The sequence below is a fragment of the Aminobacter sp. HY435 genome (assembly GCF_027568395.1).
Lineage (GTDB): Bacteria > Pseudomonadota > Alphaproteobacteria > Rhizobiales > Rhizobiaceae > Aminobacter.
The window spans coordinates 66,230-81,289 of record NZ_JANKZL010000001.1 but is presented as its reverse complement, the minus strand read 5'-3'; the positions used below and the strand labels follow the sequence as shown (position 1 = coordinate 81,289).

Below are 15,060 nucleotides of genomic sequence, written 5' to 3'. Positions count from 1 at the left end.
ATTGCGCTTCTGGGACTATAAAAAACGTTGATGGGATAGTGCCCCGGGCAACCAGTAAGAGGAACATGAAATGAAGAAGACAATATTGTCGTTGGCGGCCGCCGCAGCCGTGATGTCGTTCGGCACGGTGGCGGCGGAAGCCAAGGTCAAGGCCTGCTGGATCTATGTCGGCCCAATCGGCGACTTCGGCTATTCCTACCAGCACCACCAGGGGCTGCTGCATGCGAAGGAGAAGTTTGGCGACGAACTCGAGACGGCCTATCTGGAAAGCGTACCGGAAGGCGCTGACGCCGAGCGCGCCATCGAGCGTTTCGCGCGTTCGGGCTGCAACATCATCTTCGCAACATCGTTCGGCTACATGGATCCGCTGAACAAGGTCGCCGGCAAGTTCCCGGACGTGAAGTTCGAACACGCCACGGGCTACAAGCGCGAGCATCCGAATGTCGCGACCTTCAATTCGAAGTTCCATGAAGGCCGCTACATCCAGGGCGTGATCGCCGCCAAGGAATCGAAGGCTGGCGTCGCCGGCTACATCGCATCCTTCCCGATCCCGGAAGTTGTGATGGGCATCAACTCGTTCATGCTCGGCGCGCAGTCGGTCAACCCGGACTTCAAGGTCAAGGTCGTATGGGCCAACACCTGGTTCGACGCCGGCAAGGAAGCTGATGCTGCCAAGGCGCTGATCGACCAGGGGGTCGACATCATCACGCAGCACACCGACTCGACCGCTCCGATGCAGGTTGCGACCGAGCGCGGCATCAAGGCGTTCGGCCAGGCTTCCGACATGATCAAGTTCGGCCCGACCACCCAGCTGACGTCGATCGTCGACGACTGGGGTCCGTACTACATCGAGCGCATCCAGGAAGTCATTGACGGCACCTGGAAGCAGAGCGACATCTGGGGCGGCATGAAGGAAGGCCACGTCGTGATGGCGCCTTACGCCAACATGTCGGACGAGACCAAGAAGCTGGCCGAGGAAACCGAAGCCAAGATCAAGTCGGGCTCGTTCAACCCGTTTACCGGCCCGGTTACCAAGCAGGACGGCACCGAGTGGCTGAAGGCCGGCGAAGTGGCACAGGACGGTGTGCTGCTCGGCCTGAACTTCTACGTCAAGGGCGTGGACGACAAGCTGCCGCAGTAAGCGACATCGATCGTGCGTACCGCAAGGTGCGCCGAAAAGCCCCCGGTTTCCGGGGGCTTTTTTTGTTGCCTACCGCCGGTGACGGCTGTCGTTTTAGTCCAAACGGACCTGTAAGTAGCGCTATGACGGGAGCTTTGTGAGGAGAAACAAGCTCCAATCAGCTCAGGAACGATATGGCAGCCAGAGAATTTGTCTGCAGTTCACACACCATCAGCGGTGTCATTCCGGGCTCGCCGATCGCCTCGCGCCATGGTTTTGTGCAACGCGTAGAGGCGTGCGCGGCGGCGGGTTACAGGGGCATGTGCCTGCATTTTCGTGACTATGCCGAGCAACGACAGGAAGGCATGAGCAATGCCGAACTGCGAGCGATCCTCGATCGCAACGGCATGAAGTACGTCTCCATCGAGTTCCTCACCGACTGGTTCATGGATGGCGATGCCGGTGAACTTTCCCGGCGCAACGAGGCGATCGCCTTCGAGGCCGCGCGGGCGCTCGGTGCGACGGTGGTCAATGTCGGTCCCGACCTCGGCGAGCGTGGCATTTCCGCCGAGACCATGCGCCGCAAGTTCGTGGAGCTTTGCAGCCGCGCCGAAGAACAGGGGCTGTCTATGGCACTTGAGCTGGTTGCCTGGGGCAACGTGCGCAGTGTCGATACGGCACTGCCAATCATCGATGGCATTCGCAACGCCGGCCTTGTGGTCGATTCGTGGCACGTCTTCCGCGCGGGAGTGCCGCTCGAAGACCTGAAGCGTATTCCTGCCGAGCGAATCTTGTGTGTCCAGGTCAACGACGCCAATGCGCGTATCGAGGGGACGCTGGCGGCTGACACGATGCATCGAAAGCTTTGCGGGCAGGGCGCCTTCGACCTCAGAGCTTTCGTTGCCGTGCTCGATGTGATGGGAGTGGTTGCACCGCTCAGCGTGGAAGTCATTTCACCCGATCTGGCAGATCGGGAACTCGAGTATGTGGCCTCTACGTCTCTAACGACTGCCCGGAACTGCTTTGCGATATAGTTGTTGCCATCGCCTGACAGGGAAATACATTTCTGGCAGTGCCGGAACTGCCGCGCTGAAAACACGACAGGCTGCCAGGCGACCAAACGCCGCGTTTGCTGGTATTTGTCGTTAGTCCGTTCGAACGATGTTGCGGCGGCCTTCGCTACGCATAAGCTCTCGCCAAAATACGCCATCCTCGTCATCAGGCCGGGTTCGCCCGATGGATGCGGGTCTGGTGCCATAAGTGAGGTCAGGGAGGCGAGCTTATGCTCAGTGAAATACTGATCATCGTGATACGAGGAATGGCCATCGGGTCGATCTTCGCCACCATCGCGATGAGCTTCAATATCGTCCATGGGGCGACCAATATCTTCAATTTCGCCCAGGGCAACATGTTCATCCTGGGCGGCTTCGCGGCCTACTTCCTGGCCAACCAGGTTGGCCTCGGGCAGTGGACGCTGATGCTCCTTGTCACCGGCCTGCTGATCGCGGCCGTTGTGACCATTCAGGGCTACATCACGCTTCTGCCGCTGCGCTCGTCGGTCGAGCAGGACAGCTGGCTGATCTCGACTGTCTCGGTTTCCGTCATCGTCGCAGCATTGCTGATGATTACCCAGGGGCCGTTCGCCTATTCGGTCCAGAGCATCGTACCGAGCTTCCGCATCCTGGGCACCCGCACGCCGGGCGCCTATGCGCTTGCCATCGCTGCCATGTTCTTCTGGTTCTTCGCACTGCGCTTCTTCCTGCGTCGCACCTTCATCGGCCTCGCCATCAGTGCGCTGTCGCAGGATTTCGACGCGGCGCGTGCCGCCGGCCTGCCGGTTCGCCGCCTGCAACTGATCTCCTTTGCGATCAGCGGCCTGATGGTGGGCACCGTCGGCTTCCTCGTCGCTCCGGTGATCTCCGTCAGCCCCGACGCCGGCCTGAAATACGTGCTCAACGGCTTTGTCGCGGCAGTGGTCGGCGGCATCGGCTCCAATGCCGGAACGCTGATTGGCGGTCCGCTTGTTGGTGTCGTCGCCATGCTCACCGCATACAAGGTCGGTGGCGCCTATCAGGATCTCGCTTCGCTGCTGGTGCTGGTCATCATCCTGATGTTCAGGCCGCAGGGCCTGTTCGGGCGCGTCAGCGCAAGGCGGGTGTAACCATGCAGACTGCGACAAACGTACAGACCGGACCTATTTCCATGGCCGCTGAAACCAAGCCGAAAGGCCGCTTCAACTCCGACCTGACGCAGGTGTGGATCGGCGTCGCGCTGATCGCCATCACCGGCTTCGGGCCTGTTATCCTCGGAAACTCCTACTGGATCCACACGTTCCAGCTGGTGAACATCTATATCGCCGCAGCGATCTTCCAGAACATGCTGTTCGTCGATGCCGGCCAGAAGTCATTCGGCCAGGGCGCGATCCTCGGACTTGCCGCATATGGTGCGGCAATCCTCTATGGCCTGCATGGCTGGTCGTTCGCCGCTGCTTCGGTCGGTGGCGTCGTGGCGGCCGTGCTCGGCGGCCTGCTGTTTGCGCTGCCCGCACTGCGCGTGCAAGGTTTTCATCTCGGTTTCGTGACCATGAGTGCGGCGATCGTCTTCCCGCAACTCCTGGTCACGCTCGACAAGTGGACCAACGGGATCAACGGCATCAGCGTCACCGTCCCTGCGCTGACCAATCCTGTGGTCTTCGGCATGTCGCCGCTGGCGATCGCTGTCGCCGTGTTCCCGATGATCGCGCTGTTTGCCCATTATTCGATCCGCCGGTCGAAACTTGGGCGCAGCATGTTCGTCGCGGCGCTGAGCCCCGAGGCGGCGCGCTCGCTCGGCATCAAGCCCGGCGTGATGCGCTTCACCGCCTTCATCGTCGCGTCGATCGGTACCGGCATCTGCGGCATCCTCTACCTGCCGACCGTCGCCTTCGTCAGCCCGCAAGGTTTCAACATCGAGCTGTCGTTCGTGTTCTTCTTCGCCGTCGTCGTCGGCGGCCGTGGACAGATGCTCGGACCGGTCATCGGCATCTGGATCGTCTTCATCCTGCCCAACATCCTGCTGGCGCAATTCGTCGAATATCGCCTGCTGATGTACGGTTGCTTGACGCTGCTCGCGGTTCTGATCTTCCCGGACGGCATCGTCGGCTCGATCGAGCGCCTGCGCGCCAAGCGCAAGCAGACCGGCGGCGGCGAACAGGCATTCAGGATCGACGGCTACCTAGCGGACCTGCAGTCCGGCAAGGTTGCTCACGAGCCGAGCAACGAGATCGCTGTCGAGGTGCGCAACGGCACCAAGAAGTTCGGCGAAGTGGTTGCTGTCAGCGCCGTTGACCTCAAGGTCCGCAAGGGCGAGGTGCATGGCCTGATCGGCGCCAACGGCTCGGGCAAGACCAGCCTGCTCAACGTGTTGAGCGGTCTGTCCCGCCTGAACACCGGCTCGTTCATGATCAATGGTGTCGACGCGACCAACATGGCCGCAGACCGCATCGCCAACATGAGCCTTGGCCGGACCTTCCAGGCGCCGCGCATCTTCAGTCAGCTGTCGCTGTGGGACAATCTGAAGATCGGCATCGACGCCCGCGTCGGTCCTGCCAGCCCTGACATCACGGCGCTCGCCAACGCGATGGAGAGCGAGTTCGGCCAGGACAGCGCCAATCTTCTGTCGCACGGCCAGCGCCGTCTGGTGGAAGTGATGCGTACGGTGCTCAAGGAGGCAACGATCGTGCTGTTCGACGAGCCGGCAGCCGGCCTTTCGCAGAGCGAGCGCACCAACTTCGCCAATCTCGTCAAGTTCCTGAGCCGCCAGATGGGCAAGACCGTCATCCTCGTCGAGCACGATCTCGATCTGGTGTGGGGAATCGCCGACACGATCACCGTCCTCGAACAGGGTCGCGTGGTATCTTCTGGCAAGCCTGATGTGGTCGCCAAGGACCCGGCAGTGCAGCATATGTTCGTGGGGTCGCGCCATGCTTGAGGTCAAGAATCTGGTTGCAGGCTATGGCACCATCCCGGTGTTGCGGGACGTGTCGCTAACCGCCAAGGCAGGCGAAATCCTGCTGATCGGCGGCGAGAACGGTGCGGGCAAGTCAACCTTGATGCGGGCAATCGCCGGTTTCAACAAGCCCGACAGCGGACAGATCCTGCTCGACGGCAAGTCGATCGGCGGAACCGCCCCGGAAAAGGTGGCGCAGTCCGGGTTGCGTCTGGTGCTCGACGGGCACCGCGTGTTTCCCGAACTCAGCGTCTACGACAATCTGCGAATGGGAGCTGCGGCGCGCCGTGGCGACCGCGCCGGATTCAACAACGCGGTCGAGGAAATCTACGCGGTTTTCCCGATCCTGAAGGAAAAGCAGAAGCTCTACGCTCGCGACCTGTCGGGTGGCCAGCAGCAGATGCTGGCGCTCGGCCAGGCGTTCATCGCGCAGCCCAAGGTGCTGTTGTGCGACGAACCGTCGATGGGTTTGGCACAGGCGCTGTTGCCGCCGATCCTCGCCTTCCTGCGCCGCTGGGCGCAGACCGGCACCGCGGTAGTCATCGTCGAGCAGCACCTGGCGGTGACGGCACCTTATGCCGACCGCGCGATGATCATCGAGCGCGGCCAGGTCAAGTTCTCCTGCCTTGCCTCGGAACTGGACGAGAAGCTGAACGCACCGTCGGCCACTGCGGCGGAGTAGGCAGGAATGGCTGGACAGGGCGCGGCGACCGACGGCACACATGGCGATGTTGCCGAGGTGCTCGAGGCTGAACCGCGCCCTTACATCAGCTTCAAGGGAACGGTCGAGCCGCATTGGCTCGACGTGAACCGGCACATGAACGTGTCGTGGTACGACCGGGTCTTCGATATTGCCGAATGCGACCTGTTCGAGGTGTTCGGCATCCACGACGACTACATCAGGGCGTCCAGCTACAGTTTCTTCCGGCTGGAAAAGATCGTTCGCTACGAACGCGAGCTGATGCCCGACGCGCGGCTGGAGGCGCGCAGCCGCGTGCTGTGGACCGACCTCAAGCGCGTGCACCATTTCCACGAATTGTGGAATGTCGACGAAAACTACAGGGCGGCGACGGTCGAAGGACTGTCGATCCATGTCGACCTGCGCGTCCGCCGAGCCGCCAAGATCGTCACCCCCGACGTCGCCGACAGATTGACGGTTCTTGCCGCCGAACACGCGCATCTGCCCTGGCCCAAGGGCGTCGCGCGGCGAGATTTCGAGAAGTAAACGTGACCGACCTGAACGACCTGGAATTCGACTACGTCATCGTTGGCGCAGGCGCGGCTGGTTGCGTGCTCGCCGCCCGTCTGTCCGAGAACCCCAACATGCGCGTCGCGGTGATCGAGGCTGGTGGGCTGGACAAGGCGTTGCTGCTCAAGATCCCCGGCGCGAACGTCGTGACGGGAACGAGCCCTGCCTACAACTGGAGCTACGAAACAGAGCCGGTCCAGGCGTTGGGCGGCCGCAAGCTGTATTGGGCCCAAGGCCGTGTCGTTGGCGGCTCGAGCTCGATCAACGGCATGATGTACATGCGCGGGCATCGCAGCGACTACGACAACTGGCGCGATTTGGGTTGCGATGGCTGGGGCTACGACGACGTGTTGCCCTATTTCAAGAGATCCGAAACCAATGAACGCGGCGCCAACGACATCCATGGCGACAACGGGCCGCTCCAGGTTTCCAAGGGGGCAGGGACCGCGCCCGTCTGCGACATGTTCGTGGCGGCGGGTGGGCAAGAGGGCCTGCCGGTCAGCGACGACCTCAACAAGGACGCGCAGGAAGCCATCGGCCATGTCGATCTGACGATCGGGCGGGGCAGGCGCTCAAGCACATCGGCTGCGTTCCTGCATCCGGCCCTGAAGCGCCGCAACCTGACCCTGATCGTCGATGCGCCCGTTCTTCGTGTTGTCGTCGCGGCGGGCGTTGCCGCAGGTGTCGAGTTCGTCCACGCCGGGCGAACCAAGGTGGCGCGCGCGGCGAAGGAGATAATCCTCAGCGGAGGGGCGGTGAACTCGCCACAACTGCTGATGCTGTCGGGCATCGGCGATGCCAGGCGGCTCAACCAGTTGGGCATCACCGTTGCTGCTGATCGGCCCGAAGTCGGCAAGAACCTGCAGAACCATCCGATGTACAGGCTGATGTACAAGACCACCATGCCGGTCAGCGCCTATTCGCACGTCAGGCCGTGGGGCGCTTTGAAAGCCGGCGCCGAGTATGTGTTCGCTCGACGCGGCGTGCTGAGCCGCGGCCTGTTTCCGACGAGCGGCTTTTTTCGCACGGACAGCGGCGACGCCGGTTCGGAAATCCAGGTGTGCATGGCGCCGGCGCTGGTGATCCGGCGCGGGCCGGGCGTGCTCGGCATATTGCCGAAAGAGCACGGCTTCACGCTGCTGCTCAATCATGGTTCGCCCTACAGCCGAGGTCGCGTGACGCTGAAGTCGGCGGACCCGCTCACCCACGCGGCGATCTCGCCCAACTATTTCTCCGATCCGCGCGATCTGCGCACTCTGGCGGAAGGGGCTGATCGGGTGCGCGCCATGGTTCATCGCCCTGCCTTGCGCGGCGCGCTCGGCCAGGAGCTGTTGCCGTCAGGGCCGATCCGGTCGGTCGAGGATTTGAAGGCAGATATCTTGGCGACCACTGTCACGCACTACCACGCGGCCGGCACCTGCCGGATGGGCGCGGATATGGGTTCGGTGGTCGATCCGCAGCTTCGGGTGCGTGGCGTCGAGCGGCTTCGCGTCGCCGATGCCTCGGTCATGCCGGTTCTGGTCAACGGCAATACCTACGCGGCGACCGTGATGATCGCCGAAAAGGCCGCCGACCTCATCAAGGCTGCGGCGTGAGGCAATCCACAACAATTGCAAATAGTTAGCGAACAGAGATGATGGAGTAGACGAGATGGAAAAGCGCGTATTGGGCCATTCCGGCCTTGAGGTTTCCGTGGTCGGCCTCGGCTGCAACAACTTCGGCGGCATGATCAAGGCCCTCGACGCCGACGGCGCGCGCAAGGTTGTGTTCGCTGCCCTCGACGCAGGCATCACCCTTCTCGACACGTCGGATTCCTATGGCATCAACGGCGGCTCGGAGAGCACGCTCGGCGACATCCTCGGCGACCGCCGCAAGGATGTGGTGCTGGCCACGAAGTTCGCTTCGCCGCTTAACCGCGAGAAGAGCACTCGCTACAATGGATCGCGCAGCTACATCATGGGTGCGGTGGAAGCCAGCCTGCGACGCCTGAAGACCGACTACATCGACGTCTACCAGTACCATTTCCCGGATCCGCTGACCCCGATCGAAGAGACGCTGCGGGCGCTCGACGACCTCGTCAGGCAGGGCAAGGTGCGCTACCTGGGCTGCTCCAATCTGCCGGCATGGCAACTGGTCGATGCCAGCTGGACGTCGCGCCACCACGGGCTCCATAGCCTGTTGTCGACGCAGACCGAATACAATCTCATTTCGCGTTCGGCCGAGACGGAATTGTTTCCGGCAATGCGCAAGACCGGCATGACGCTGCTGCCGTATTTCCCGCTCGCCAGCGGCCTGCTGACCGGCAAGTACCGAAAGGGCCAGGAAATTCCGGCCGATACGCGTATGAACATGGCTTACTTCAAGGCTGGGTTGACTGACGCCAATCTAGACAAGGTGGAAAAGCTGATCGCCTTCAGCGATGCGCGTGGCAAGACCATTCTCGAGCTGGCGTTCTCGTGGCTGGCGGCGCAGCCGATCGTGTCGAGCGTGATTGCCGGCGCGACCCGGCCCGAGCAGGTCGTGGCCAACGCGGCCGCTGCCAGCTGGAAGCTTTCCGCCGAAGAACTGGCGGAAATCGACACCATCTGCAAGTGACGCCGCGAGCGTTGGATATGCCCGCTGCGTCCTGATGTGCAGCGCCGCCACAGAGCCGTTCCGGCCCGAAAATCGAAAGTGGTTTTCGGGCCGTTGCGTTAGTCCCTTTGGACGATTGCACCCCTTGCGGGGAGCCATAGTTTGCCGTCAGCTACGAATTTGAATTGTCAGCGGAAAAACCGAACATGAGCGATCTGGTAGAGCCGCGCACGGCTGATATTACCTATGAGACCGACCAGCCGGTTCTGTACGAAACCGAAGGGCCGATCGCCTGGGTGACGATGAACCGGCCGACGTTCAACAATGCCCAGAATTCTCAGATGACCTATGCGCTCGACGACGCCTTCAAGCGCGCTGTCGACGACGACGCGGTGAAGGTCATCATCCTGCGCGGTGCAGGCAAGCATTTCTCGGCCGGTCATGACATCGGCACCCCGGGACGTGACGTCAACAAGACCTTCGACCGCCGCCTGATGTGGTCCGACCACACCAACAAGCCGGCGGCCGAGATGCTCTACACCAGGGAGCACGAGGTCTATCTCGGCATGTGCCGGCGCTGGCGCGACATCCCCAAGCCAACCATCGCGCTGGTGCAGGGCGCCTGCGTTGCCGGCGGGCTGATGCTGGCCTGGGTCTGCGATTTCATCGTCGCCACCGACGACGCGTTCTTCCAGGACCCGGTCGTGCGGATGGGTATTCCCGGTGTCGAATATTTCGCCCATGCCTTTGAACTGCCGCCGCGCGTGGCAAAAGAGTTCCTGATGCTGGGCGAGCGCATGCCGGCCGCGCGTGCCGAACAGTATGGCATGGTCAACAAGATCGTCACCCGTGACGAACTCGAAGGGGCTGGCCGGGCCATGGCAGAGAAGCTGGCGCAGTATCCGCGGCTCGGGCTCTGGCTTTCCAAGCAGGCGATCAATCACGTCGAGGATTTGCGCGGCAAGCGCACGGCGATGGACGCCCACTACCACATGCACCACTTCGCCCATGCCCAGAACGACCTGACCACCGGCAACACGCTCGGCGGCCAGGACGCCAAGAGCATGGCCGCCGCCAACAAGAAGCAGGCCGGCGAAGGCTGAGCCTTCTCGCCGCCAGACGACCAAACAGGAATTTCCAAGCGTGGATCTGAACTACACCGAAGAGCAAGAGGCCTTCCGCCTGGAAGTGCGCTCCTGGCTCGAAGCTCACGTGCCGAGCACGCCGCTGCCGTCCTTCGATGCAAGCCGCGAGGGCTTCGAGGCGCACCGCGCCTGGGAGCGTGTGCTCAACGAAGGGCGCTGGGGTATGGTCACCTGGCCGGAAAGCTACGGCGGCCGCGGCCTTGACCTGATCCAGTGGCTGATCTTCGAGGAAGAGTATTACCGTGCCGGCGCACCGCTGCGCGTCAACCAGAACGGCATCTTCCTGCTCGGCCCGACGCTGATGGAATACGGCACGGACGAACAGAAGGCGCGCTTCCTGACCTCCATGGCTTCGGGCGACGAAATCTGGGCGCAAGCCTGGTCCGAGCCGCAGGCGGGTTCCGACCTTGCTGCCGTGCGCGCCACCGCCGTGCTCGAAGGCGATGACTATGTTCTCAAGGGCCACAAGATCTGGTCGTCGCGCGCGGTCTTCGCCGACTGGGCCTTTGGCCTGTTCCGCACCGACGCTGCCTCGCAGCGCCACAAGGGCCTGTCGCTGATCTTCTTTCCGCTCAACGCTCCGGGGGTGCGGGTGCAGGCGATTCCGCAGATCGACGGCGAAACCGGCTTCGCTGAAATTTTCCTCGACGACGTTCGCGTTCCTGCGTTCAACCGTCTCGGTGGCGAAGGCGAAGGCTGGAACATCTGCATGGCGACTGCCGGCTTCGAGCGCGGCCTGATGCTGCGCAGTCCGGCCCGCTTCCAGGTGGCGGCGCGCAAGCTGGTCGAGCTGTTCAAGGCGCATGAAGCCGAGGTCGAGCCGACAGTCCGCGCGACTGTTCTGCAGGCCTGGATGGATGCCGAGGCCTATGCCCTGTCGATCTACGCCACTGCCTCGCGGCTCGCCGCCGGCGGCCATATCGGCGCCGAGGCCAGCACCAACAAGATCTTCTGGTCCGAAATGGACATAGCACTGCACAAGGCGGCACTCTCCATTCTGGGGGCTCGCGCCGAATTGCTGCGCAGCGCGCCGGAAGCCGGCGATATCGGGCGCTGGCTGGACGGCTACTTCTTCTCGCTGGCCGGACCGATCTATGCGGGATCGAACGAAATCCAGCGCAACATCATCGCCGAGCGCATGCTCGGGCTGCCGCGCGCCTAAGGGGAGGGACGACACATGGATTTCCGTTTCTCCGAAGAACAGACGATGACATCAGACGTCGTGCGCGAGCTGCTCGCCGACGTTTGCCAGCCGGCCGACCTGCGCCGGCTGATGGGCGAGGGTGCCGCGCGCGACGAGGTCCGCTGGGCCAAGATCGTCGAGATGGGCCTTGCCGGGGCGCTTGTCGCCGAAGAGCAGGGCGGCCTCGGCCTCAAGGCTGTCGATTTCGTGCAGATCGCCGAAGCTTGCGGCTATGCTGGACTGCCTGAGCCGCTGGTCGAAAATGCCGGCGTTGCATTGCCGTTGCTCGCCGCGTTTGCCGGGAACCCGCGCGTTGGGGCTCTGCTCGAGCGGGCGCTGGCGGGCGAGGTGACGGTCACCGTTGCGCACCCTGCCAATCCGTTCGTGGCTGATGCCGATACCGCTGAGGCCATTATCGTTGTCCGTGATGGCGCGGTGCATCTGGTCGAGACGGTGAAGGCGACGCTCGTTGCCCAGCCGAGCGTCGACCCGTTCCGTCGTCTGTTCACCGTCGAGTTCGAGCCGAGTGCCGAAACGCTGTTGGCCGACGCAACCCTGGCCAAAGCGCCGCTCGCGGCAGCCCTAGATCGCGGCGCGCTGTTTGCCGCGGCCCAGATGCAGGGCATGGCGCAGCGTTGCGTCGATCTCGGCGTGGCCTACGCCAAGGAGCGGCAGCAGTTTGGCAAGCCGATCGGCTCGTATCAGGCGGTGAAGCACCATCTTGCCACCGCGCAGGTCAAGATCGAATTCGCCAGGCCGGTGCTGCATGCCGCCGCTGCCCAGCTGGAGCAGGGTGACCTGTACAGCCGCGCTCGCATCTCGCAGGCGAAGCTTGCCTGCGCCGACGCGTCCGACGTCGCCGCTCGTACCTCGATCCAGGTGCATGGAGCCATGGGCTATTCCTGGGAGGTCGACGTCCACTTTTTCCTGAAGCGCGGCATCGCGCTGACCAACTGGTGGGGCGGCCCCGCCTTCCATCGCGGGCGCGTCTCCGCTCGCGTTTTCGGCGCCGCGCTTGGACCCGAACACACTTTTGCCAGGGAGGCCGAAAATGCCTGAAGCTTACATCGTAGACGCCGTCCGCACGCCTGTCGGACGCAAGAAGGGTTCGCTCGCAGGCCTTCATTCCGCCGATCTCGGCGCCCAGCCTATCAAGGCCTTGATGGCGCGCACCGGTATTGATCCGAATGCGGTGGATGATGTCATCTACGGCTGCACCGATACCATCGGTTCGCAGGCCGGCGACATCGCCCGCACCTGCTGGCTGGTGGCAGGCCTGCCTCACCACGTTCCTGGCGTGACAGTCGACCGCCAGTGCGGATCGGCGCAGCAGGCGGTGCATTTCGCGGCGCAGGCTGTGATGAGCGGCACGCAGGACCTGGTGGTGGCCGGTGGCGTCCAGAACATGAACATGATCCCTATGGCTTCGGCCATGCTGGTCGGGCCGCAGTTCGGTTTTCCCGATCCGTTCAGCACCTCGCCGGGCTGGAACGCACGCTACGGCGACCAGGAAGTGAGCCAGTTCCGTTCAGCCGAGATGATTGCCGAGAAGTGGCAGTGCAGCCGCGAAGAGATGGAACGCTTTGCCTATGAAAGCCATCGACGTGCGGTGGCGGCGATCGATGAAGGCCGCTTCGCCGGCGAGATCGTGCCGGTCGGCGACTTCGCCGTCGACGAGACGCCGCGCCGCGACACGTCGATGGAGAAGATGGCAACGCTGAAGACCCTGATCGAAGGCGGCCGCGTACATGCGGGCGTGGCCAGCCAGAACGCCGACGCTTCGGCTGCGCTGCTCATTGCCTCCGAGCGCGCCGTGAAGGACCACAACCTGAAGCCGCGCGCCCGCATCCATCACATCAGCGTGCGCGGCGACGACCCGGTCTGGATGCTGACAGCACCGATCCCGGCGACCCGCCATGCGCTCGAGAAGACCGGCCTGAAGGTCGACGACATCGACCTGTTCGAATGCAACGAAGCGTTCGCCTCGATCCCGCTCGCCTGGATGAAGGAACTCGGCATCCCGCACGACAAGGTCAATGTGAACGGTGGGGCGATCGCTCTTGGCCACCCGCTTGGCGCCACCGGCGCACGTCTGATGACCACGATGCTGAACGAACTCGAGCGCCGCAACGGCCGCTATGCGCTGCAGACCATGTGCGAAGGCGGTGGCCAGGCCAACGTGACCATCATCGAAAGGCTCTGACCATGCCTTGCTACGCCTTCGAGGGTATCGTCCCTGTCGTCGATCCGACCACCTACCTGCACCCTACGGCCGTTCTGATCGGCGACGTGACCATCGGTCCGCGCTGCTACATCGGTCCCGGAGCGGCGCTGCGCGGCGATTTCGGCCGCATCACGGTGGTCGGAGACTCGAGCGTGCAGGACAACTGCACCCTGCACACCGGATCGGGTTCGGACTGCATCGTCGGCCGCGGCGCGACCATCGGGCATGGCGTGGTGTTGCATGGCTGTCACGTTGGCGAAAATGCGCTTGTCGGCATGAACTCTGTCGTGCTGGACGGCGCTGTCATCGGCGAGGACAGCCTGGTGGCCGCCCTCAGCCTGGTCAAGAACGACACGGTGACGCCGGCGCGCAGCCTGGTTGCAGGCAATCCGGCGAAAGTCATCAAGGAAATGCCGGAAGAGGCGATCCGCTGGCGCAACAATGGCGACGGTGAGTATCAGCGACTGGCGGACAGGTCGCTCGCCGACCTCGTCGAATGCGAACCGCTCCGTTCAGTGGAGCCCAACCGCAAGCGCAACGCTGGCCAGGCACGCGCGGTGCGGCTGTCCACAAAGACAAAGTGAGAAAGACCAAAATGTCGGGTATTTGCGAAAACAGGGTTGTCATCGTCACCGGGGCAGGCCGCGGCCTGGGCCGCGCCTATGCGCTTGGACTGGCGTCCGAGGGCGCCAAGGTGGTGGTCAACGATCTCGGCGTCGGCACCCATGGCGATGCGACGACGGAGACGCCGGCGCAGCAGGTGGTCGACGAAATCAAGGCCATGGGCGGCCAGGCCGTCGCCAACTATGACGACGTCACCGATTTCGAGGCCGGCGGTCGCATCGTCAAGGCCGCGCTCGACGCGTTCGGCGATCTGCACGCAGTGGTCAACAATGCCGGTTTCGTACGCGACCGCATGTTCGTGTCCTGCACCCCGGAAGAGTGGGACGCGGTGCTTCGCGTGCATCTGCGCGGCCATTTCTGCGTCAGCCGGCACGCCGTCGACTACTGGCGCGCCCAGCAGAAGGCGGGCAAGCAGATCGACGCCCGCATCGTCAACACCTCGTCGGGTGCCGGCCTGCAGGGCAGCGTCGGCCAGAGCGCATACTCGGCGGCCAAGGGCGGCATCGCCTCGCTGACGCTGGTCCAGGCTGCGGAACTGCGCCGCTACGGCATCACCGCCAACGGCCTCGCTCCCAACGCCCGCACGCGCATGACCGAGACGGCGTTTGCCGAGGCGATGCAGGCCAAGGACGGCGAGTTCGACATCTTCGCCCCGGAAAACACCGCGCCGCTGGTTGCCTGGCTGTGCAGCTCGGCGTCGGCCGATGTCACCGGACAGGTCTTCGAGCTGATCGGCGGCAAGATCCGCGTCTGCCTCGGCTGGAACGATGGTCCGGAGTTCGACAAGGGCAGCCGCTGGGACGCGGCTGCGCTCGGCGACAAGATCAAGGACCTGGTCGCCGCGCGGCCGGCGCCGAAGTCCGTCTACGGCGCATAGACGCCAGCCAAGTCTGTTGCTCGAGGGCGCCGGGAAACCGGCGCCCTTTTGCATTTTGGCCCGCTGCCGGCGAAACC

14 protein-coding genes are annotated in these 15,060 nt (G+C 63.5%); all 14 read left to right on the top strand.

Annotated elements, in window-relative coordinates:
* Positions 1-70 precede the first annotated feature (70 nt).
* The 14 genes from PCJ21_RS00385 to PCJ21_RS00320 all read left to right on the top strand — a co-directional run bounded on the left by PCJ21_RS00385 (position 71) and on the right by PCJ21_RS00320 (position 14,983).
* Positions 71-1,141: a BMP family ABC transporter substrate-binding protein gene (locus PCJ21_RS00385; protein ID WP_269929402.1), complete on the top strand. Its 1,071-nt coding sequence runs from the start codon at positions 71-73 to the stop codon at positions 1,139-1,141.
* Between the two features lie 173 nt (positions 1,142-1,314).
* On the top strand, positions 1,315-2,154 hold the full coding sequence (locus PCJ21_RS00380; RefSeq protein WP_269929401.1) for a sugar phosphate isomerase/epimerase family protein: 840 nt from the start codon (positions 1,315-1,317) through the stop codon (positions 2,152-2,154).
* A gap of 248 nt (positions 2,155-2,402) precedes the next feature.
* Complete coding sequence (locus PCJ21_RS00375) at positions 2,403-3,281, top strand: branched-chain amino acid ABC transporter permease (RefSeq protein ID WP_269929400.1); 879 nt, start codon at positions 2,403-2,405, stop codon at positions 3,279-3,281.
* Between the two features lie 41 nt (positions 3,282-3,322).
* A complete protein-coding gene (locus PCJ21_RS00370) occupies positions 3,323-5,089 on the top strand; it encodes a branched-chain amino acid ABC transporter ATP-binding protein/permease (RefSeq protein WP_269929399.1) in 1,767 nt (588 codons plus the stop codon).
* Positions 5,082-5,789: an ABC transporter ATP-binding protein gene (locus tag PCJ21_RS00365; RefSeq protein WP_269929398.1), complete on the top strand. Its 708-nt coding sequence runs from the start codon at positions 5,082-5,084 to the stop codon at positions 5,787-5,789. The genes PCJ21_RS00370 and PCJ21_RS00365 overlap by 8 nt, the downstream gene beginning before the upstream one ends.
* Positions 5,790-5,795: 6 nt before the next feature.
* Positions 5,796-6,332: a thioesterase family protein gene (locus PCJ21_RS00360; RefSeq protein WP_269929397.1), complete on the top strand. Its 537-nt coding sequence runs from the start codon at positions 5,796-5,798 to the stop codon at positions 6,330-6,332.
* A gap of 2 nt (positions 6,333-6,334) precedes the next feature.
* Positions 6,335-7,951 (top strand): GMC family oxidoreductase, encoded by a 1,617-nt coding sequence (locus tag PCJ21_RS00355; protein WP_269929396.1) that lies wholly within the window; start codon positions 6,335-6,337, stop codon positions 7,949-7,951.
* A gap of 55 nt (positions 7,952-8,006) precedes the next feature.
* The gene (locus PCJ21_RS00350; RefSeq protein ID WP_269929395.1) at positions 8,007-8,951 is read left to right on the top strand and encodes an aldo/keto reductase; all 945 of its coding nucleotides are present in this window, start codon (positions 8,007-8,009) and stop codon (positions 8,949-8,951) included.
* Between the two features lie 185 nt (positions 8,952-9,136).
* Complete coding sequence (locus tag PCJ21_RS00345) at positions 9,137-10,033, top strand: enoyl-CoA hydratase (RefSeq protein WP_269929394.1); 897 nt, start codon at positions 9,137-9,139, stop codon at positions 10,031-10,033.
* A gap of 40 nt (positions 10,034-10,073) precedes the next feature.
* Positions 10,074-11,237, top strand: a complete 1,164-nt coding sequence (locus PCJ21_RS00340; RefSeq protein WP_269929393.1) for an acyl-CoA dehydrogenase family protein — start codon at positions 10,074-10,076, stop codon at positions 11,235-11,237.
* 15 nt (positions 11,238-11,252) lie between these two features.
* Positions 11,253-12,317, top strand: a complete 1,065-nt coding sequence (locus PCJ21_RS00335; protein ID WP_269929392.1) for an acyl-CoA dehydrogenase family protein — start codon at positions 11,253-11,255, stop codon at positions 12,315-12,317.
* Positions 12,310-13,461, top strand: a complete 1,152-nt coding sequence (locus PCJ21_RS00330) for an acetyl-CoA C-acetyltransferase (protein ID WP_269929391.1) — start codon at positions 12,310-12,312, stop codon at positions 13,459-13,461. Before PCJ21_RS00335 ends, PCJ21_RS00330 begins: the two co-directional genes overlap by 8 nt.
* Before the next feature lie 2 nt (positions 13,462-13,463).
* A complete protein-coding gene (locus PCJ21_RS00325; RefSeq protein WP_269929390.1) occupies positions 13,464-14,066 on the top strand; it encodes a gamma carbonic anhydrase family protein in 603 nt (200 codons plus the stop codon).
* A gap of 11 nt (positions 14,067-14,077) precedes the next feature.
* Positions 14,078-14,983, top strand: coding sequence for an SDR family oxidoreductase (locus tag PCJ21_RS00320; RefSeq protein ID WP_269929389.1), 906 nt, complete (start codon positions 14,078-14,080; stop codon positions 14,981-14,983).
* Positions 14,984-15,060 lie beyond the last annotated feature (77 nt).

What these genes read in the sequence shown, in the direction of transcription:
- PCJ21_RS00385 (WP_269929402.1), top strand. Translation starts at nt 71, where the DNA reads ATGAAGAAGACAATATTGTCGTTGGCGGCCGCCGCAGCCGTGATGTCG.
- PCJ21_RS00380 (WP_269929401.1), top strand. Translation starts at nt 1,315, where the DNA reads ATGGCAGCCAGAGAATTTGTCTGCAGTTCACACACCATCAGCGGTGTC.
- PCJ21_RS00375 (WP_269929400.1), top strand. Translation starts at nt 2,403, where the DNA reads ATGCTCAGTGAAATACTGATCATCGTGATACGAGGAATGGCCATCGGG.
- PCJ21_RS00370 (WP_269929399.1), top strand. Translation starts at nt 3,323, where the DNA reads ATGGCCGCTGAAACCAAGCCGAAAGGCCGCTTCAACTCCGACCTGACG.
- PCJ21_RS00365 (WP_269929398.1), top strand. Translation starts at nt 5,082, where the DNA reads ATGCTTGAGGTCAAGAATCTGGTTGCAGGCTATGGCACCATCCCGGTG.
- PCJ21_RS00360 (WP_269929397.1), top strand. Translation starts at nt 5,796, where the DNA reads ATGGCTGGACAGGGCGCGGCGACCGACGGCACACATGGCGATGTTGCC.
- PCJ21_RS00350 (WP_269929395.1), top strand. Translation starts at nt 8,007, where the DNA reads ATGGAAAAGCGCGTATTGGGCCATTCCGGCCTTGAGGTTTCCGTGGTC.
- PCJ21_RS00345 (WP_269929394.1), top strand. Translation starts at nt 9,137, where the DNA reads ATGAGCGATCTGGTAGAGCCGCGCACGGCTGATATTACCTATGAGACC.
- PCJ21_RS00335 (WP_269929392.1), top strand. Translation starts at nt 11,253, where the DNA reads ATGGATTTCCGTTTCTCCGAAGAACAGACGATGACATCAGACGTCGTG.
- PCJ21_RS00330 (WP_269929391.1), top strand. Translation starts at nt 12,310, where the DNA reads ATGCCTGAAGCTTACATCGTAGACGCCGTCCGCACGCCTGTCGGACGC.
- PCJ21_RS00325 (WP_269929390.1), top strand. Translation starts at nt 13,464, where the DNA reads ATGCCTTGCTACGCCTTCGAGGGTATCGTCCCTGTCGTCGATCCGACC.
- PCJ21_RS00320 (WP_269929389.1), top strand. Translation starts at nt 14,078, where the DNA reads ATGTCGGGTATTTGCGAAAACAGGGTTGTCATCGTCACCGGGGCAGGC.